General features: G+C 50.6%; 16 protein-coding genes and 8 pseudogenes. 13 read left to right on the top strand and 11 right to left on the bottom strand.

The genetic code is table 11. The features are described from left to right. Positions 1–177 precede the first annotated feature (177 nt). Positions 178–384 (bottom strand): hypothetical protein, encoded by a 207-nt coding sequence (locus tag FFT88_RS21655; RefSeq protein WP_033549320.1) that lies wholly within the window; start codon positions 382–384, stop codon positions 178–180. Between the two features lie 337 nt (positions 385–721). On the opposite strand from FFT88_RS21655, the gene FFT88_RS21650 reads away from it, so the two are divergent. The 8 genes from FFT88_RS21650 (at position 722) to FFT88_RS21595 (ending at position 5,236) form a co-directional block, all read left to right on the top strand. Then, positions 722–871 carry a Hok/Gef family protein gene (locus tag FFT88_RS21650; protein WP_001312851.1) on the top strand — a complete coding sequence of 50 codons (150 nt, stop codon included), beginning with the start codon at positions 722–724 and terminating at the stop codon, positions 869–871. Positions 872–1,202: 331 nt separating this feature from the next. Then, on the top strand, positions 1,203–1,493 hold the full coding sequence (locus FFT88_RS21645; protein ID WP_135403545.1) for a DUF1778 domain-containing protein: 291 nt from the start codon (positions 1,203–1,205) through the stop codon (positions 1,491–1,493). Then, positions 1,484–1,966 carry a GNAT family N-acetyltransferase gene (locus tag FFT88_RS21640; RefSeq protein ID WP_001558270.1) on the top strand — a complete coding sequence of 161 codons (483 nt, stop codon included), beginning with the start codon at positions 1,484–1,486 and terminating at the stop codon, positions 1,964–1,966. The genes FFT88_RS21645 and FFT88_RS21640 overlap by 10 nt, the downstream gene beginning before the upstream one ends. Before the next feature lie 284 nt (positions 1,967–2,250). Then, positions 2,251–2,508 carry a replication regulatory protein RepA gene (locus tag FFT88_RS21635; protein ID WP_135403544.1) on the top strand — a complete coding sequence of 86 codons (258 nt, stop codon included), beginning with the start codon at positions 2,251–2,253 and terminating at the stop codon, positions 2,506–2,508. A 231-nt stretch (positions 2,509–2,739) separates the two neighbouring features. Continuing rightward, positions 2,740–2,814 (top strand): RepA leader peptide Tap, encoded by a 75-nt coding sequence (gene tap / locus FFT88_RS21625; protein WP_001365705.1) that lies wholly within the window; start codon positions 2,740–2,742, stop codon positions 2,812–2,814. After that, the gene (repA, locus tag FFT88_RS21620; protein ID WP_135403543.1) at positions 2,807–3,664 is read left to right on the top strand and encodes an incFII family plasmid replication initiator RepA; all 858 of its coding nucleotides are present in this window, start codon (positions 2,807–2,809) and stop codon (positions 3,662–3,664) included. The genes tap and repA overlap by 8 nt, the downstream gene beginning before the upstream one ends. A gap of 973 nt (positions 3,665–4,637) precedes the next feature. Continuing rightward, positions 4,638–4,949 carry a type II toxin-antitoxin system RelE/ParE family toxin gene (locus FFT88_RS21600; RefSeq protein WP_135403540.1) on the top strand — a complete coding sequence of 104 codons (312 nt, stop codon included), beginning with the start codon at positions 4,638–4,640 and terminating at the stop codon, positions 4,947–4,949. Then, the gene (locus FFT88_RS21595; protein ID WP_024195838.1) at positions 4,949–5,236 is read left to right on the top strand and encodes a helix-turn-helix transcriptional regulator; all 288 of its coding nucleotides are present in this window, start codon (positions 4,949–4,951) and stop codon (positions 5,234–5,236) included. The genes FFT88_RS21600 and FFT88_RS21595 overlap by 1 nt, the downstream gene beginning before the upstream one ends. On the opposite strand, the pseudogene FFT88_RS21590 reads toward FFT88_RS21595, so the two are convergent. Then, positions 5,235–5,348, bottom strand: a pseudogene (locus FFT88_RS21590) (IS91 family transposase); the annotation flags it as partial. The gene FFT88_RS21595 and the pseudogene FFT88_RS21590 overlap by 2 nt on opposite strands. Then, a complete protein-coding gene (locus FFT88_RS21585) occupies positions 5,348–5,590 on the bottom strand; it encodes a hypothetical protein (protein WP_138352547.1) in 243 nt (80 codons plus the stop codon). The gene FFT88_RS21585 and the pseudogene FFT88_RS21590, both read right to left, overlap by 1 nt. A 702-nt stretch (positions 5,591–6,292) precedes the next feature. Here FFT88_RS21585 and FFT88_RS21575 point away from each other — a divergent pair. After that, positions 6,293–7,303, top strand: a complete 1,011-nt coding sequence (locus tag FFT88_RS21575; RefSeq protein ID WP_135403539.1) for a reverse transcriptase domain-containing protein — start codon at positions 6,293–6,295, stop codon at positions 7,301–7,303. A gap of 1,341 nt (positions 7,304–8,644) precedes the next feature. On the opposite strand, the pseudogene FFT88_RS21570 reads toward FFT88_RS21575, so the two are convergent. From FFT88_RS21570 to ltrA, 3 pseudogenes are all read right to left on the bottom strand, one after another. Next, positions 8,645–9,037, bottom strand: a pseudogene (locus FFT88_RS21570) (recombinase family protein); the annotation flags it as partial. 129 nt (positions 9,038–9,166) lie between these two features. Continuing rightward, positions 9,167–9,346 (bottom strand): annotated as a pseudogene (locus FFT88_RS21565) (IS66 family transposase); the annotation flags it as partial. Positions 9,347–9,428: 82 nt separating this feature from the next. Further along, a pseudogene (gene ltrA, locus FFT88_RS21560) lies at positions 9,429–10,571 on the bottom strand (group II intron reverse transcriptase/maturase); the annotation flags it as partial. Here ltrA and FFT88_RS25685 point away from each other — a divergent pair. Continuing rightward, a pseudogene (locus FFT88_RS25685) lies at positions 10,478–10,815 on the top strand (hypothetical protein). The pseudogenes ltrA and FFT88_RS25685 sit on opposite strands and share 94 nt — an antisense overlap. 358 nt (positions 10,816–11,173) lie before the next feature. Here the strand turns inward: FFT88_RS25685 and FFT88_RS21550 are convergent. The 3 genes and pseudogenes from FFT88_RS21550 to tnpA form a co-directional block, all read right to left on the bottom strand. Continuing rightward, positions 11,174–12,562: pseudogene (locus FFT88_RS21550) on the bottom strand (IS66-like element ISCro1 family transposase); the annotation flags it as partial. Between the two features lie 19 nt (positions 12,563–12,581). Then, entirely contained in the window at positions 12,582–12,929 is a 348-nt protein-coding gene (tnpB, locus tag FFT88_RS21545; protein ID WP_000624622.1) for an IS66 family insertion sequence element accessory protein TnpB, read from the bottom strand. Beyond that, positions 12,929–13,606: an IS66-like element accessory protein TnpA gene (gene tnpA, locus FFT88_RS21540; protein WP_135403536.1), complete on the bottom strand. Its 678-nt coding sequence runs from the start codon at positions 13,604–13,606 to the stop codon at positions 12,929–12,931. Before tnpA ends, tnpB begins: the two co-directional genes overlap by 1 nt. Positions 13,607–13,675: 69 nt before the next feature. On the opposite strand from tnpA, the gene istA (FFT88_RS21535) reads away from it, so the two are divergent. Further along, positions 13,676–14,677: an IS21-like element IS100 family transposase gene (gene istA, locus FFT88_RS21535; protein WP_021570412.1), complete on the top strand. Its 1,002-nt coding sequence runs from the start codon at positions 13,676–13,678 to the stop codon at positions 14,675–14,677. After that, positions 14,674–15,261 (top strand): annotated as a pseudogene (istB, locus tag FFT88_RS21530) (IS21-like element helper ATPase IstB); the annotation flags it as partial. The gene istA (FFT88_RS21535) and the pseudogene istB (FFT88_RS21530), both read left to right, overlap by 4 nt. Before the next feature lie 44 nt (positions 15,262–15,305). Here the strand turns inward: istB (FFT88_RS21530) and istB (FFT88_RS21525) are convergent. After that, on the bottom strand, positions 15,306–16,103 hold the full coding sequence (gene istB / locus FFT88_RS21525) for an IS21-like element IS21 family helper ATPase IstB (RefSeq protein ID WP_000544830.1): 798 nt from the start codon (positions 16,101–16,103) through the stop codon (positions 15,306–15,308). After that, positions 16,103–17,275 (bottom strand): IS21-like element IS21 family transposase, encoded by a 1,173-nt coding sequence (gene istA / locus FFT88_RS21520; protein ID WP_135403535.1) that lies wholly within the window; start codon positions 17,273–17,275, stop codon positions 16,103–16,105. Before istA (FFT88_RS21520) ends, istB (FFT88_RS21525) begins: the two co-directional genes overlap by 1 nt. A 181-nt stretch (positions 17,276–17,456) precedes the next feature. On the opposite strand from istA (FFT88_RS21520), the pseudogene FFT88_RS21515 reads away from it, so the two are divergent. After that, positions 17,457–18,228, top strand: a pseudogene (locus FFT88_RS21515) (IS66-like element ISCro1 family transposase); the annotation flags it as partial.

Below are 18,228 nucleotides of genomic sequence, written 5' to 3'. Positions count from 1 at the left end.
GCAGGGAAATACTGCCGGATGACGTCCGGAGTATCACCATTCTTCTGGAAAAAAGTGAGGATGACTGGTGGTACGGAAGTTACTGATGCATCACTGACGCCTTCGCGTTGCTCAGTTGTCCAACCCCGGGAACGGGAAAAAGCAAGTTTCCCCCGCCCCCGGCGTTTTCGGTATTATTTAGTGAATGGCATTTGTCATATATACAAACATAATATCAACAAGATAAATTAATACGGAAAGTCCGATATTAATATTGGTTTCTTTTAGCAGTGCTGAGGATTCATGAGATATAGCCAGTGTTTTTCTGGTTTTAATTTGTTGCACCAGAAACCATGTATTAAGAATGGCGATAAGAAAATAGGCCAGGTAAATTGCGTTAACCATACTATCAACTCTCGTAAAAATAAGTGAAAACAGAAAGTTACAGCTACCTGATAGATAACGAGCAATATCGTTATTATCTTTTATTACGGGATTTTACGTACAAACAGATATGGAACAATTCGGGAAATGCTGATGATTATTAAGGTTATCAGATAATTAACCGACGGGCTGAAGTGTGGTACTATCGCTGCGGGTGTCTGAGCCTTTCTGGTTCAGGCAAGACGCAGGTTCCAGAAATGCGAAGACCCCACTCGTTAATCCATTAACGAGTGAGGTCTGCATGAAGTACCTTAACACTACTGATTGTAGCCTCTTCCTTGCAGAGAGGTCAAAGTTTATGACGAAATATGCCCTTATCGGGTTGCTCGCCGTGTGCGCCACGGTGTTGTGTTTTTCACTGATATTCAGAGAACGGTTATGTGAGCTGAATATTCACAGGGGAAATACAGTGGTGCAGGTAACTCTGGCCTACGAAGCACGGAAGTAAGCTGCCGGGCGGGGACGGAAGTCCCCGCTTTCCGGAAGTGTGAGGTATTTCAGGGGCAGACACCCGAAATGCCAGAAACAGCCGGTCCCGCCCGGGGCCGGCATCCTGGTTAAGGCATTTCCTGCTTTTCAGTCATTTCATTATCAAAATTACATTAAACGGTCGTAATCAGACATGATTTGTGCGCCAACACAGATCATTGTCACACTTTTCAAGTCTCTGTCATTGTTTTTATCAGGGATTATTTTTCCTGCAAGTGATTTTGTATAGCGATCTGTTACCATTTGCGATAACATTCATTGTATAGCAAATCGTTACCAATGGGGGTTTTATGTCCACTGCAGCAAGCGTCCGTAAAATACCGCGAGAAAATCAGATTAACATCCGGGCAACTGATGAGGAAAAAGCCGTTATTGATTATGCTGCGAGCCTGGTCAATAAGAATCGTACCGATTTCATCATTGAACTGGCTTACCAGGAAGCTAAAAACATCATTCTGGATCAACGTTTATTTGTATTGGATAACGAAGGTTATGATTCGTTTATTACGCAACTGGAAGCTCCTGTACAGAATGCTGAAGGGCGTGAACGTCTGATGGCGGTAAAGCCTGAATGGAAATAAATGTCACCGCGCCGGCATTGCTGACAGATGAGCATATACTTCAGCCATTTGACTGTGGGAATGAGGTGTTAAGTAACTGGTTGCGTGGTCGGGCTATGAAAAACCAGATGCTCAATGCTTCCCGCACGTTCGTCATTTGTCTGGAGGATACTTTACGTGTTGTGGGGTATTACTCATTAGCTACTGGTTCTGTCACACATGCCGAGCTTGGGCGCAGTTTGCGCCATAATATGCCCAATCCTGTACCTGTTGTTCTTTTAGGGCGTCTGGCTGTCGATGTTTGTACTCAGGGACATGGTTTCGGTAAATGGCTGCTGAGTGATGCCATTCATCGGGTTGCCAATCTGGCTGAACAGGTTGGCATTAAGGCTGTTATGGTTCATGCAATTGATGATGACGCCAGAGTTTTTTATGAGCATTTTGGTTTTGTTCAGTCAGTTGTGGCACCTGATACCTTGTTTTATAAAATTTGATGTTACGCAATTTTATTGGGCGTAGCTTTATAATGATGTAAATCGATAGTCCCTCGGACTAGCTTTCACATTTCAGAAATCGCCGATCCCGCCCGGGGCCGGCACACATATTTAGTTATTTTCTGTTTTTTCGTCATTTCATTATCAAAATCACATTAAACGGTCGTAATCAGACATGATTTGTGCGCCAACACAGAGCATTGTCACAACTTTCAAGTCGCTGATCTCAAAAAACTGTAGTATCCTCTGCGAAACGATCCCTGTTTGAGAATTGAGGAGGCGAGATGTCGCAGACAGAAAATGCAGTGACTTCCTCATCTGGCGCAAAACGAGCATACCGAAAGGGTAAACCTTTGAGTGAAGCAGAGCGGCAGAGAGCAGCTTCTGCGCGCAAACGATCTGTATGTAAAGAGATTAAAGTTTTCGTCAGACCAGAACTGAAAAACTACCTTACCAGTCTGTGTGCAGCGGAAGGTGTAACTCAGGCAGAGTTGATAGAAAGGCTTATCGAGAAAGAGGCCTGTCACCGGAATATGATGTGATGGGATCACATTCGTGCTAGTTTTTTCTGTCAGTGCTAGATTACTGATCGTCTAAGGAATTTTGTGGCTGGCCACGCCGTAAGGTGGCAGGGAACTGGTTCTGATGTGGATTTACAGGAGCCAGAAAAGCGAAAACCCCGATAATCTTTCTATGTTTGGCGACGAAGAAGATTACCGGGGCCCCATAAAACCGCATAGCCATCAATTCAGCTATGCGGGGAGTATAGTAATATGCCCGGAAAAGTTCAAGACTTCTTTCTGTGCTCACTCCTTCTGCGCATTGTAAGTGCAGGATGGTGTGACTGATCTTCAACAAACTTATTACCGCCAGGTAAAGAACCCTAATCCGGAGTTCACACCCCGTGAAGGCGCCCGGACGTTGCCGTTCTGCGAGAAGCTGATGGAAAAGGCGGTAGGCTTCACTTCCCGTTTTGATTTCGCCATTCATGTGGCACATGCCCGTTCGAAGGGCCTGCGTCGGCGCATGCCACCGGTACTGCGTCGCCGGGCCATTGATGCGCTGCTGCAGGGGCTCTGTTTTCACTATGATCCGCTGGCCAATCGTGTCCAGTGCTCCATCACCACACTGGCCATTGAGTGCGGACTGGCGACGGAGTCTGATGCTGGTACACTTTCCATCACCCGTGCCACCCGTGCCCTGACGTTCCTGGCAGAGCTGGGGCTGATTACCTACCAGACGGAATATGATCCGCTTATCGGGTGCTACGTTCCGACTGATATCACGTTCACACCGGCGCTGTTTGCCGCCCTCGATGTGTCTGAGGATGCGGTGGCTTCCGCACGCCGAAGCCGTGTGGAATGGGAAAACAGACAGCGTAAAAAGCAGGGACTGGATACCCTGGGTATGGATGAACTGATAGCGAAAGCCTGGCGTTTTGTCCGTGAGCGTTTCCGCAGTTACCAGACAGAGCTTAAGTCCCGGGGAATAAAACGTGCCCGGGCGCGTCGTGATGCGAACAGGGAACGTCAGGATATCGTCACCCTGGTGAAACGACAGCTGACGCGTGAAATCTCGGAAGGGCGCTTTACAGCTAATCGTGAGGCGGTAAAACGCGAAGTGGAACGTCGTGTGAAGGAGCGCATGATTCTGTCACGTAACCGTAATTACAGCCGGCTGGCCACAGCCTCCCCCTGAAAGTGACTTCTTCTGAATAATCCGGCCCGCGCCGGAGGCATTCGCACGCCTGAAGCCTGTCAGCGAACAAAAAAGCAGCACTGCATACAAAAAACAATCTCATCATCCACCTTCAGGTGCATCCGGTTCCCCCTGTTTTTGATGCAAAACACCTCCCACAGACGGGGAATTTTGCTTATCCACATTTAACTGCAAGGGACTTCCCCATAAGGTTACAACCGTTCATGTCATAAAGCGCCAGCCGACAGCCTTACAGGGTGCAATGTATCTTTTAAACACCAGTTTATATCTCCTTTAAACTACCTAATTACATTCATTTAAAAAGAAAACCTATTCAGTGTCTGTCCTGTGGACAGACAGATATGCACCTCCCACCGCAAGCGGCGGGCCCCGACCGGAGCCAATTTAGTTACAACATGCAAAAACAGACCCCGGAAAAACCCCGGTCCAGCGCAGAACTGAAACCACAAAGCCCCTCCCTCATAACTGAAAAGCGGCCCCGCCCCGGCCCAAAGGGCCGGAACAGAGTCGCTTTTAATTATGAATGTTGTAACTATACTCCATCATGACTGTTAGTATTCTGGCTGAAAGTCCTCAGTACACGCTCGTAAGCGGCCCTGACGGCCCGCTAACGCGGAGATACGCCCCGACTTCGGGTAAACCCTCGTCGGGACCACTCCGACCGCGCACAAAAGCTCTCTCATGGCTGAAAGCGGGTATGGTCTGGCAGGGCCGGGGGTGGGTAAGGTGAAATCTATCAATCAGTACCGGCTTACGCCGGGCTTCGGCGGTTTTACTCCGGTATCACATGTAACCACAGCGTGCCGCCTTACATGCCGCTGGCGCGGCATCAAAAAATCCCTCTTCTCCAGTGCCCCCTCCGAACCCAGAGTGTATTTTCATTTATTGATGAAATTTGCTGTTTGCGCAATTTTCCTGTTTTGGTGTATTTTGTCATTCTGGAGGCTATAATATGTTTAATGTGATTACTCACCCAGCCGCACTGGATGAACTGCTGGAATTACCAGACAATCTGCGTGGTCGTATGACCAGACTGATTGAACGGCTGGAACAGGAAGGTAACAAAATGAAAATGCCTCACAGCCGTGTAATTGGCGGAGGGCTTTTTGAACTGAGAGTCGGGGATAAAAATATCGCAAGAACACTGTACGCTTATGCAACGGGTAATGAAATCTATCTGTTGCATGCATTTGTGAAAAAGACGCAAAAGACACCAGCGAAAGCTATTGAAATCGCCAGGATGCGCCTGAAGGAGATGAAATGATGAAAGTAAAAGGTGTTCCGTTCAGCCTGGTAAAGCAAAAACTGCTTAATACTCCAGAAGCTGTCAAAGGGTATGAAGATGCCGATAAAGAACTGGAGATGGTAGAAATGTTATACGAAATGAGAGAAAAAGCGGGATTAACAAAGTCAGCGCTGGCCGAACGAATGGGGTTACGCCCGTCAGCCATCAGTCGCCTGGAAAGTAATCCTTTAGGGGCCAGTATGAAAACTTTGACAAAATATGCTCAGGCCTGTGGCGCAACCATCGATATTCACGCTGTCTATTGAGTTTTGTCACTGATTCAATCACCACCGGACGCACTGAACCTTCCGGCTGTTTCTCCAGCCAGTTAAGCCAGCGGTTTCCCTGCTGAAAGATATCGGCAAAACGAGGAAGCATCAGAAGGGTGGGGTGACTCCGTCCGGCCAGTGAACCGTGCCGCACTCCGGGCAGTACAGGCCGCCGGCGCTGATACTGGCAAGAATGGTCGCAAACTCCCGCTCCGTGCAGCGGGCAATTTCCGGATACCCTTCGTCATCAACACGAACCAAACCAGAAGACCAGCTTTTTGTTTCCGGCATCCACAAAGAAGGGAATATTAAGGTCTGCGCAGCACTCAACAGCATCGTCAAAACTATCAAAGCGCAGAACTTCTGCGTCTTCTTCGTCAAAAAAATCATCTGGATGAAGTTTCACAACATAGCGGGGAAGTTTGCTTCTTTGTGGTACGGGTTTTCGTTTACGGGGTTTAGCTGAACGGGTCGTATAACCACCTGAAAGACAGTGACATTGTCTGTTTTTATAACGGTAATTTCAGGCCATGACAAGCCGCAGCCGCCAGGCTGCCTACTCGATATATCCTGTAAGTTTCTGTGCCAAAATATCGATGGGCAGAGGCCATACATACTATACGAATTCAGAAAACTCCTCTGGCGCAGATAATCTTCGGAATATGATATAAAATATATAAAATATATAAAATATATAAAATATGTAAATCTTCATTTACCTTATTGATTTTTGTTGCCTGTAACTTATAAAGTTATTTATTATTAACTAAATTTTTTTGTGGATATTATTTCTTTTAATTAACCCCAACATTACAATGTTGCCAAGCCAAGCCAAGCCAAGCCAAGCCAAGCCAGGGCCGATAATCTGTGCCCGGCACTCTGCTTTTCCGCCGCTCCGTCCTGCAATAAGAAAAATACTCCCTTTATCCCCGTCTGTTCGGGCAACCGGTATTCCGGTTTCTTCTCTGGGGTGTATCCGGTCTCCGTCATACCCGTTTTTTTTTTCTGTTCACTCAGTTAACACATCGCAACTGAACAACACCGGAATACGCAATGGTCATTTCCCATACCACAGCTGAGCGGAGAGTGGCCGCCATTGACTGGATATATCGCCAGCGACGTCGGGCATCGCATAACGCCGATATATGGCACCTGCGTTTTCACCGGGGCATGTATCCGGAGCGTATATGGCAACAGGTGGATAATGGTGAATATCGTCTGTTACCACCACAGCTTATCCGGACCGGAAAACAGGACGATATCGTTCTGTGGTCGGCCGCTGATGCCATGGTGATGAAGTGGGTGGCCCTGGAAATAAAGGACCTGTTGCCCCTGCAGAGCCGGTGTGTCCATACCGCAGGACACCGGGGCGGTCGGGACTCGCTGGCAGAAATAACGCAAACGCTGGCACAGGGGGCACGCTTTGTCTGGCGGACAGATATCCGGGGGTATTACCGGCATATCCGGAAAGAGCAGCTCTGGCACCACGTATGCCGTTTTGTCCGTTCGCCGGTGCTGCAGAACATTATTAAACAGTACATCTGGTACACCGTCGAACACGGCGGTGAGTTTTTTACACCACAGGGCGGTATGTGTCGCGGCAGCGCCCTGAGCCCTCTCCTGGGGGCATCATTCCTGTGGTATGTAGATTCGGCCTTCAGCCGTCAGGAGGATATTTATTATGTCCGGTATATGGACGATTTTCTTTTTCTGTCCACGCGGCGCTGGCCGTTACGGCGCGCTGTCAGACGGCTGCATGATTACTTTGAGGACACCGGCTTTGAATGCCATCCGGACAAAACACAGGTCGGTCGGACTGAACGCGGTTTTGACTGGCTGGGTGTCTGGTTTGATGCAACGGGGCCCACCGGAATAGCTCCCCGTGCAAAAGAGAACCATCGTGCACGTCGGTTGCGGCTTGAGGAGCAGGCCCGCAGAAAAGGATTGTCTGAAGAGGCTGTCCGTCAGCGGGTGCAACAGTATGAGGCACGATGGACATTATGGGCTGGACGTCAGGTGGCTTCAGCCTCGATAAATCATGATCTACTTGGTAATCATATATGAAATGGGCATACCTGCTACTAATGATAACGGTGCCGCACAGCTGGGCGAACGATCAAACGTATGTAGTAACCGGGATCGAGATGTCAGAGACCTCTACCGGGCCGTACTCGGACCAACGAACAAGGACTTATACTCTCTCTGAAGATGGATATCGTGACGGACACCTAATTTCCAAAACTCACTTCCCTGTGGCTGATCGGTATTTCGACTACTTCAGCACTGATCCTAACTGCGCAACAAATGGGTGGTCCTCCTCTAGTCTCGAGGCCCGGTTAATGGTTACTGCGGAGACAACTGACTATTATTGGCTTCCACTAAACGGGTCCAAATTAGATTACATACATCAAGAGTATACCGACCTGCAGGCATTTATGTGGTCCGTCTGGTTACGCAAGGGGGCAACTGTCACCGGTAATCCGCCATTCACCTATGAGTGTTCGTTAAGATTCGGTCGAGCCTATGGTGTCTCCCCGATCAACACGACAACATTTCGCTTTACGGCTATCACCGCGCCAAAAGGTGAGATCACGATCAACCCGCTCCCAACTACACTTGTGTGTCCTGTGAATACAGATTGTAAAACAAACCTAACTGTTCTTGTTAGCTCTACACCCGGTCACATCAGCATCAGGTTCGGAGCGCATGACAATGTACGATACCTACTATCGACTGGTATAATATCTGACGAGTATCTCGGAACGTATGAGACTACTTCACCTGTTAGTGCCCATCCGATCGTTGTCTCTGCAATCGTTCGTAGTACTACCGCTGGCACGAGGATCGTATCTGTACCTATCACTGCCGAATTAACCTGATCGCAAAACCCCGTGATCGTCGAACCGGTCATTTCTTTAAATGGGCCCGAGCTCCAGATAAGGTGTTGTCGGGCCTATTGACTTATCCAGATACTCGATGTCACCTGGGCTAGAGTGTTCATTGTATAATCAGGATAACAACAAATTTAACACGAGCCGCAGGGGGGCGGCCTGTGGGCCCCCGGCATTGTCGACTGCCACACTGTCGTCTTGACAACCCGTTGCACGAGTACAATATAGCTTCCGTGTTCAGTTACATCAGATGAACTTGTACATAATCAAAGATGTGTGTTTTAATGTTTCCCTGGCTCTCCGTAATATATGTCCAGATACAAATACAAGCTGTCCTATGTCACGCTACTTAATGACGCCTTGGATTTTTTTTAGCTTTTTGTGCACGATGATGATTAGTCAATCACCATGCATGGGTGCACATGCTCTTTGCTATTAGCTGCTGGTTGTATCGTACCTGTGGTACATGGGGTCCGCTTGGAAAACGGAAAATATCCCACGCTAAGACTATTTTTTATACAGTAACAGTTTGCTGTTTCGCTCTAACTCTCAGAATTGTTTGCCGTGTGGTTCGGAATTCCCTGGCAATAGCACTTATACTTGCCCCAGACTTAATGCGTTCGAGTACCTTCTGTGTTTGTTCTTCATTTAATACCGGTGGGCGACCAAAACGTTTTCCTGCATCCCGTGCTCTTGCTATCCCTGAATAAGTTCGTTCAAGTAAAAGGTCTCGTTCAAATTCAGCGACCGCTGAAATCACCTGCATTGTCATTTTTCCTGCCGGACTGGTCAGATCAACACCACCTAATGCTAGGCAATGCACCCTGATACCAGATTCAGTCAGTTGCTCCACTGTTTTCCTGATATCCATTGTATTACGACCGAGGCGATCCAGTTTTGTGACTATTGTCACGAACGGTGCAATAGTGATCCACACCCAACGCCTGAAATCAGATCCAGGGGGTAATCTGCTCTCCTGATTCAGGAGAGCTTATGGTCACTTTTGGTAAGCGGCTCGTCAGAACCGTATTGATATTTACTGAGAGCTCAGATCAACTTTCCAGGGCAACAGATCGCGTACCCGGTTTGCCGGCCAGTCCTGGATATGCTCAATGACGTAACGCAGCCATTTTTCTGGTTCCACATTGTTCAGACGGCATGTGCCGATCAGCGAGTACAACACCGCCGCATGTTCGCCACCGCTGTCAGAACCCGCGAGTCGAGTCAGCCGGAGAGAATTTCACTCCCCGGCTGCTCACGGAACCGTACGTGACACTCTCGCGTCATACGGCTCTTGATCACTCATTTGATGCACGTAGTAAATACCAGTGGACAAATAGCTTCGGATACTCCTTCCTTACCAGCGTCAGCTTTCGCTGAGCCTTCCGGTTCGAAAGTCTGTATTTAGACTGCATCCACTTGAGCAGACGTGACTGCATTGCACTCCACAGTCGATAGTTGAAATTTCTGGACCAGAACTTTCCGTAGTACTCGATCCAGCCTCTCACTATCGCATTGTAGCGCCTCGCAAAATCCAGCAAACTCTCAGCTGTTGAGCGATGTATACGCCACTTCTTGATTGTTTCTGTTATTTTGCGCATTGCTGCATTTGACGCACCCGGCATGCATTTTCGGTACAGTTCGCCTTTGAAATTCTTCAGCGTACGCACTTTGAAGTCATATCCGAGAAAGGTGAAACTCGTTGCGACGTTTCTCCTTTTAAACGTGTCAATGTAGGCGATATTCGTTTTCCCTGCATTCAGGACCAGCCCGACTTCCGAGAAGCGCTCCGATAACCTGTTCTTCAGCCTTGTTGCATCACTCATTCGTGAACAATGTACTACAATATCATCAGCGTACCTCTCAAACGGTACCCCCCGATATTCTCTTTCCATCCACAAATCAAATGCATAGTGAAGGAACAAGTTAGCAAGTAGCGGACTAATGACCCCGCCCTGCGGAGTGCCTCGTGTTCGGGTTATTAATTCTCCATTTTCACAACTCTGCATTGGCGCTTCCATCCAGCGTCGACAGTACAGGATGACCCATTTAGGCATCCCGTGGTGTTCCAGTGCTTTGAGCACCAGATCATGTTTCACATGGTCGAAAAACGCACTGATGTCCACTTCCAGTATCCAGCTATAACGCCAGCACCGGATGGCACATTGTTTCAGAGCGTCATGAGCTGATTTGCCTGGTCGGTAACCATATGAATCAGCATGGAAAATCTGGTCAAGCTTTTCTTCCATGAAAAGTTTTATCGCTCCCTGAGCAATTCGATCGGATACTGTTGGGATCCCCAGAATGCGTTCCTTGCCATTCGACTTCGGGATCCGTTTTTCCAGCACTGGTGGCGGAAACCATGTTCCCGAACATAGCCGGTTCCAGATCTTGTATAGATTGCCATCACGTTGCTGGTCGAACATTTTCAAAGTCTGCCCGTCGCATCCGGGGGCTCCCTTGTTGCGACGCACATCCAGATATGATGCCCAGACCAGTGCTTTTGGTATTTCAAATGATTTTCGTTGCATCAGTTACGTCATCCCCTTTTGGGTTGTGTCTTCTGCAATGAATGTGATCCCCATCCCTTCGCTCCAGACCCATTACAGATCTTTCATCACTACTACGAATGGGTCCGCCCCTGTTTCCCGATACGTGCCGGAAACAGGTTCTCACGTTCCCTGAGATGGTCTGGCCCGGGATCCTGCTGCCTTCACACCGGATGCCGCGCAGTCAGTAAGCAGGTGTCTTCTGCGCTTATCAGGGGACGGCTGTACGGCCCCATTTTGACATCATCTAAGATTTCGATGCTTCATCGGACAGTTTACTTTCGTTCAGCTTCCCGAACCCCACGTGACAGTAGATCTCTGCCTTTTCCCGAGTCGCTCACCACCTCATTCCTTAGAATGAAGCAGCACCGGGTCGTTTGGTCAGTGCTCCTGTAAACCCTGACCGGAGGGCCCACCTCCACCCATCTCAGAGCATGGATAACTTATGCTGCAATTTTCACATTGTTGCCATAAGTACTCCTTCGTGACACACACAGCCAGTTTTTCCGGCCTACGGCCACTCCCCGTAAGGCGTTCTCTGCGATGTTGTTGTCGATTTCCACCCAGCCATTACTGCAGTACACGTTCAGGCTATCCCACTGTTTCAGCAGGTATGCGAACGCTTTTGCCGTATCCGAGTGACGCGACAGTGTTTTCATCTGGGTCTGTATCCAGTCATATAGTGACTGCATCAGTGGCGCAGCTCTGGCTTTTCTTGCCGCCAGACGCTGTTCTGCTGTACATCCCCGGACTTCTGCCTCGATGGCATACAGTTCACCGATACGCTGCAGGGCTTCCGTGGTGATGTCGGTTGGCACTCTTGCATGCACATCGTGGATTTTTCTCCGGGCATGAGCCATACATGCGGCTTCCGTTATTCTGCCGGATTCGTATAACGCCCGGTAGCCACCGTAAGCATCGGCCTGAAGCACACCGCTGTAACCGGCCAGGTGATTCTGTGGATGGATACCTTTCCGGTCCGGACTGTACGCGAACCAGACCGCCGGGGGCATCTGTGAACCGGCGTTACGGTCATCACGGACGTAGACCCACAGCCGGGCGGTTCGGGTTTTACCACTGCCCGGCTCCTGGACCGGGACAGGGATATCATCGGCATGGACTTTACCGGGCATCAGCACATACTGGCGCAGGACGTCATACAGCGGCTCCAGCAGTTCAGCAACGGCACCGGTCCAGCGACCCAGAGTGGCGCGGCTCAGCTCCACACCCTGACGACGGTATATCTCTGACTGGCGGTATAACGGCAGATGGTCTGCATACTTCCCGGTGACAACATGGGCCAGAAGCCCAGGTCCGGCATAACTGCGTGCAATGGGTTTTGAAGGCACCGGCGCCTGCACGATATGGTCACAACGGCAACAGGCCAGTTTCGGACGTTGTGTTTCGATAACCTTAAAGGCGCTGCTGATAAGCTCCAGTTGCTCTGACACATCACATCCCAGAGAACTGAGTTCGCCACCACAGGCCGGGCAGCATTCCTCTTCCGGCCGGATGACCCGGGGTTCACGGGGAAGTGAGGCCGGTAACGGTTTACGGGCTGAAGACTGGCGCAGAGCGGATGGCAGTGTCGGGTCATATTGCTCACCCAGCGTTTCCGCCATTTCTTCCTGAAGTGCGCTGATTCTCTCCTGTGCTTCCTGTATCTGTCGTTCGGTTTTTGCTCGAAGTTTTTCTGAGCTTTTACCGAACTGCATACGTTGCAGTTTCGCAACCAGCGCCTTCAGCCGGTTGATTTCAGAAGCATAAGCCGCCACCCGCTGTGAGAGCAGGCGGTTGTATTCGGCCATCTGGCGGATGGTGTCCTGTTGCGTCTGCAACAGTGCCCGCAGGCGGGCGTTCTCATGAGCAAGTGAGGTCTCCATATCCTCACTTTACAACGGGTTATATACGGATTCCAGCGCGTTCCGTTCGTTTCGGGTGCTTCCAGTTGATGCCCTCAAGAAGCATGGACAACTGAGCCGGAGTAAGGTGAACCTTTCCATCGCGGGTGACCGGCCAGACGAAGCGGCCCCGCTCCAGGCGTTTGGTGAAGAGGCACAGTCCGTCGCTGTCAGCCCACAACACTTTTATCTGGTCACCCCGGCGTCCGCGGAAGATGAACAGATGCCCGGAGAACGGGTCATCCTTCAGGACGTTCTGAACTTTTGAGGCCAGGCCGTTAAAGCCATTTCGCATATCGGTGATACCGGCAACCAGCCAGATACGCGAACCTGCAGGGAGAGATATCATCAGTGGCTGCTCCCTTTCATTTCGCGGATAAGTGTCTGTAATAACGCCGGCGTCAGTTTACCTTTCAGCCTGAGGGTTCCTGCCGGCAGAACCAGCTCACAGCACAGACTGTCGGACGGTGTATTTATCTGCTCTGGTTCCTGTGCGGGGGCCGGGATTTTATTATCCGGCTCCGGCGTTAACGTCACGGGAATCAGTGCCGGCATATTTTTTCCGGAAGGCTGCAGGCCACCTTTCCGGTATTGATGGCGCCAGTTGAAGAGCAGGTTATCGTTGATTCCGTTTTCACGGGCGATCTGCGCCACACAGGCTCCGGGCTGCAGTGACTGCTCCACTAAGGCGATTTTAAACTCATAAGGAAAATTAGGCCGCCGGGGACGTTTTTTTACCACCGGGACTTCGGACATAACGGTGCTTTCAGTAAGTACGACAGGTACTGTGGAGGCATTCCCGTAAAGACGGGCATCAAGTTCCCGCTCCGACATACCTGCGGGCAGAGGCCATGAAAGGCCAGCTTTGCGGAAGCGCACGAACATACCACAAACAGTTGATTTTGGTACGCCCAGGCGACGTCCGGCCACAATCCGTGGTAAATGTTCTTCAAAGTGAAGACGTAAAGCTTCAGTGATCCAGGTCCGGTATTCCATACGATAGTGTCCATTAAAAATGATGGACATTATTTTTGTGGAGCCGGAGGAAACAGACCAGACGGTTCAGATGAGGCGCTTACCACTTTTGAGACAGTTATGGAAATTAAAATCCTGCACAAGCAGGGAATGAGTAGCCGGGCGATTGCCAGAGAACTGGGGATCTCCCGCAATACCGTTAAACGTTATTTGCAGGCAAAATCTGAGCCGCCAAAATATACACCGCGACCTGCTGTTGCTTCACTCCTGGATGAATACCGGGATTATATTCGTCAACGCATCGCCGATGCTCATCCTTACAAAATCCCGGCAACGGTAATCGCTCGCGAGATCAGAGACCAGGGATATCGTGGCGGAATGACCATTCTCAGGGCGTTCATTCGTTCTCTCTCGGTTCCTCAGGAGCAGGAGCCTGCCGTTCGGTTCGAAACTGAACCCGGACGACAGATGCAGGTTGACTGGGGCACTATGCGTAATGGTCGCTCACCGCTTCACGTGTTCGTTGCTGTTCTCGGATACAGCCGAATGTTGTACATCGAATTCACTGACAATATGCGTTATGACACGCTGGAGACCTGCCATCGTAATGCGTTCCGCTTCTTTGGTGGTGTGCCGCGCGAAGTGTTGTATGACAATATGAAAACTGTGGTTCTGCAACGTGACGCATATCAGACCGGTCAGCACCGGTTCCATCCTTCGCTGTGGCAGTTCGGCAAGGAGATGGGCTTCTCTCCCCGACTGTGTCGCCCCTTCAGGGCACAGACTAAAGGTAAGGTGGAACGGATGGTGCAGTACACCCGTAACAGTTTTTACATCCCACTAATGACTCGCCTGCGCCCGATGGGGATCACTGTCGATGTTGAAACAGCCAACCGCCACGGTCTGCGCTGGCTGCACGATGTCGCTAACCAACGAAAGCATGAAACAATCCAGGCCCGTCCCTGCGATCGCTGGCTCGAAGAGCAGCAGTCCATGCTGGCACTGCCTCCGGAGAAAAAAGAGTATGACGTGCATCCTGGTGAAAATCTGGTGAACTTCGATAAACACCCCCTGCATCATCCACTCTCCATCTACGACTCATTCTGCAGAGGAGTGGCGTGATGATGGAACTGCAACATCAACGACTGATGGCGCTCGCCGGGCAGTTGCAACTGGAAAGCCTTATAAGCGCAGCGCCTGCGCTGTCACAACAGGCAGTAGACCAGGAATGGAGTTATATGGACTTCCTGGAGCATCTGCTTCATGAAGAAAAACTGGCACGTCATCAACGTAAACAGGCGATGTATACCCGAATGGCAGCCTTCCCGGCGGTGAAAACGTTCGAAGAGTATGACTTCACATTCGCCACCGGAGCACCGCAGAAGCAACTCCAGTCGTTACGCTCACTCAGCTTCATAGAACGTAATGAAAATATCGTATTACTGGGGCCATCAGGTGTGGGGAAAACCCATCTGGCAATAGCGATGGGCTATGAAGCAGTCCGTGCAGGTATCAAGGTTCGCTTCACAACAGCAGCAGATCTGTTACTTCAGTTATCTACGGCACAACGTCAGGGCCGTTATAAAACGACGCTTCAGCGTGGAGTAATGGCCCCCCGCCTGCTCATCATTGATGAAATAGGCTATCTGCCGTTCAGTCAGGAAGAAGCAAAACTGTTCTTCCAGGTCATCTGTCAACGCCACGATGTTTGACCGTTATTTGCCATTTTCATGCCCGCTAAATACTTTCGTTACTGATGCTGTCCGCTTTTCACCATTTCATCATCACTGATTGGCGTTGTGTTTTTGGTCAGCACTCCAGCTTTACGTTTCTCTTTTAACCGGTAACTCTCTCCTTTGATATTCAGCGTGGTTGAGTGATGTAGCAACCGATCCAGTATCGCTGTTGCCAGCACGTGATCTCCGAACATTTCTCCCCAGTCTGCGAACCCTTTGTTTGACGTCAGTATGATGCTCGCTTTTTCATATCGACGGTTCAGTAGCCGGAAGAACAGGCTGGCTTCCTCTCTGTTCATCGGCAGATAGCCTATTTCATCCAGGATCAACACCCGGGCATAACTCAGTTGCTGTAGCTGACGCTCCAGCCGGTTTTCCTGTTTCGCTTTCATCAGTGTCGCGATCAGTCTGTCCAGTGGCATAAACAGTACCCGATGTCCCGCATCCACCGCTTTCACGCCAAGAGCTATGGCCAGATGAGTTTTTCCGACACCAGGAGGTCCCAGCAGGATCACGTTTTCGCTGCGCTCCACGAACGCCAGACCAGCCAGTTCCCGAACAACCTTACGGTCGATGCCCGGCTGGAAGGTAAAGTCGAACTGCTCCAGCGTTTTGACCCACGGCAGACGAGCCTGCTTCAGCCTGGACTCCATACCGCGCTGATGCCTGCCGTTCCATTCCTGCTGTAGCGCCATGCACAGGAACTCCCGGTAGTTCAGCTCTTTTTTAGCTGCCTGTTCCAGCAGGCTTTCAACGTGATAACTCAGATGCTCCATTTTCAGGCGACTCAGCAGGACTTCCAGCTCATGCATCACAACAGCTCCTCATAGGCACTCAGTGGTCGATGTTCCACCTGACTGACCTGCTGCCAGAGCGGGGCGTGATGCTCCGGCACAGTCTGCCAGCCAGACGATGCCGAACAGAGGCGATGTGAGGCCACCAGTTTCTCATTACTGTAGATCCGCAACTCGTCATCCAGTGATATTCGTATCGATACCGGCTGACCACACAGCGCTTCGGGAACGCTGTAACGATTACCACCAACCTCGATATAGCTGTCCCAGGATACATGGCGGATGTCGAAGTAACTGGTATCGAAGTCCGTATCCGGTAACGGCTGCAGATGTTCCTGCTCCAGCGCGAAGCGCTGTTCCGGCGTTTCTTTGAATTGGCGAAGTTCCCGTTTGTCAGCCACATCGGCTATCCATTGCTCCAGTTGTTGATTAACATGAGTGAAGCTGTCGAACCTGCGGTACCGGACGAAGAAGTTCTCCTTGAGGTATTTCACCATCCGCTCAACCTTACCTTTTGTTCTGGCCCTGCGTGGACGGCATGCCCGTGGCAGGAAGTTATAGTGGTCGGCCAGCAACAGGAATCCGGAGTTGAACACGACTTTCCCGTTGTTATTCTTCAGCACCGCAGCCTTCTGGTTATCAACCAGCACCGTTTTCACACAACCACCGAAGTAGCGGAAGGCGCGAACCAGTGATTCGTAGGTATGCTCAGCATCCTGTTTTGGTGCGGCGAAGACATGGAAGCGGCGGGAGAACCCCAGCGTATTAACCGCAAAGTTAACTTTGCACCGTTGCCCGGCAACCTCCACCTCAACTTCGCCCCAGTCGTGCTGGAGCTGGTATCCAGGCTGAGTTTCGAAGCGAACTGTTCTTTTTGACGGACGCATTTTACGTTTGGGCTGGATGTAGTAATGCAGCATGGAACGTCCGCCCGTATAGCCCATTGCCTTAATCTCCGCGAAGATAACCTCGCTATTCCAGACATTCTCTGCCAGGCGCATGTCGATGTAATCCATAAACGGTTTCAGCTTAACCATTTTGTGGCGGGTCTTTCTGGCTGGCGGTTCAGGGTATTTGAGGTAGCGTCTGACCGTCCGTTCAGAGCAACCAATCTGAGTCGCAATATCGACAATGTACGCGCCCTGCTGGCGCATTTGCTTTATCATGTAAAAGTCCTCTCTGCTCAGCATGTTGATGTCCTTTCTGGTGTGAGAACCTTAAGGAAACAACATGTTGGGTGGAGCGGACAATCCAAATGGTGAATTACCGTCTTATATCACTGGCGCTGACATCTTGAAGGTATCAACTGGAAGCACCCGAAACGAACGGAACGCGCTGGAATCCGCATATAACCCGTTGTAAAGTGAGGATATGGACACCTCACTTGCTCATGAGAACGCCCGCCTGCGGGCACTGTTGCAGACGCAACAGGACACCATCCGCCAGATGGCTGAATACAACCGCCTGCTCTCACAGCGGGTGGCGGCTTATGCTTCCGAAATCAACCGGCTGAAGGCGCTGGTTGCGAAACTGCAACGTATGCAGTTCGGTAAAAGCTCAGAAAAACTTCGTGCAAAAACCGAACGGCAGATACAGGAAGCACAGGAGCGAATCAGCGCACTTCAGGAAGAAATGGCGGAAACGCTGGGTGAGCAATATGACCCGGTACTGCCATCCGCCCTGCGCCAGTCTTCAGCCCGTAAACCGTTACCGGCCTCACTTCCCCGTGAAACCCGGGTTATCCGGCCGGAAGAGGAATGCTGTCCTGCCTGTGGTGGTGAACTCAGTTCTCTGGGATGTGATGTGTCAGAGCAACTGGAGCTTATCAGCAGCGCCTTTAAGGTTATCGAAACACAACGTCCGAAACTGGCCTGTTGCCGTTGTGACCATATCGTGCAGGCGCCGGTGCCTTCAAAACCCATTGCACGCAGTTATGCCGGACCTGGGCTTCTGGCCCATGTTGTCACCGGGAAGTATGCAGACCATCTGCCGTTATACCGCCAGTCAGAGATATACCGTCGTCAGGGTGTGGAGCTGAGCCGCGCCACTCTGGGTCGCTGGACCGGTGCCGTTGCTGAACTGCTGGAGCCGCTGTATGACGTCCTGCGCCAGTATGTGCTGATGCCCGGTAAAGTCCATGCCG

The sequence above is a fragment of the Escherichia sp. E4930 genome, from assembly GCF_005845405.1.
Lineage (GTDB): Bacteria > Pseudomonadota > Gammaproteobacteria > Enterobacterales > Enterobacteriaceae > Escherichia.
This window is presented reverse-complemented; position numbering and strand designations above follow the sequence as displayed.

Coding starts and splice junctions, on each gene's coding strand:
- FFT88_RS21655 (WP_033549320.1), bottom strand. CDS start 384: ATGGTTAACGCAATTTACCTGGCCTATTTTCTTATCGCCATTCTTAAT.
- FFT88_RS21650 (WP_001312851.1), top strand. CDS start 722: ATGACGAAATATGCCCTTATCGGGTTGCTCGCCGTGTGCGCCACGGTG.
- FFT88_RS21645 (WP_135403545.1), top strand. CDS start 1,203: ATGTCCACTGCAGCAAGCGTCCGTAAAATACCGCGAGAAAATCAGATT.
- FFT88_RS21640 (WP_001558270.1), top strand. CDS start 1,484: ATGGAAATAAATGTCACCGCGCCGGCATTGCTGACAGATGAGCATATA.
- FFT88_RS21635 (WP_135403544.1), top strand. CDS start 2,251: ATGTCGCAGACAGAAAATGCAGTGACTTCCTCATCTGGCGCAAAACGA.
- FFT88_RS21600 (WP_135403540.1), top strand. CDS start 4,638: ATGTTTAATGTGATTACTCACCCAGCCGCACTGGATGAACTGCTGGAA.
- FFT88_RS21595 (WP_024195838.1), top strand. CDS start 4,949: ATGAAAGTAAAAGGTGTTCCGTTCAGCCTGGTAAAGCAAAAACTGCTT.
- FFT88_RS21575 (WP_135403539.1), top strand. CDS start 6,293: ATGGTCATTTCCCATACCACAGCTGAGCGGAGAGTGGCCGCCATTGAC.
- tnpB (WP_000624622.1), bottom strand. CDS start 12,929: ATGATATCTCTCCCTGCAGGTTCGCGTATCTGGCTGGTTGCCGGTATC.
- tnpA (WP_135403536.1), bottom strand. CDS start 13,606: ATGTCCATCATTTTTAATGGACACTATCGTATGGAATACCGGACCTGG.
- istA (WP_021570412.1), top strand. CDS start 13,676: ATGGAAATTAAAATCCTGCACAAGCAGGGAATGAGTAGCCGGGCGATT.
- istB (WP_000544830.1), bottom strand. CDS start 16,103: ATGCATGAGCTGGAAGTCCTGCTGAGTCGCCTGAAAATGGAGCATCTG.
- istA (WP_135403535.1), bottom strand. CDS start 17,275: ATGCTGAGCAGAGAGGACTTTTACATGATAAAGCAAATGCGCCAGCAG.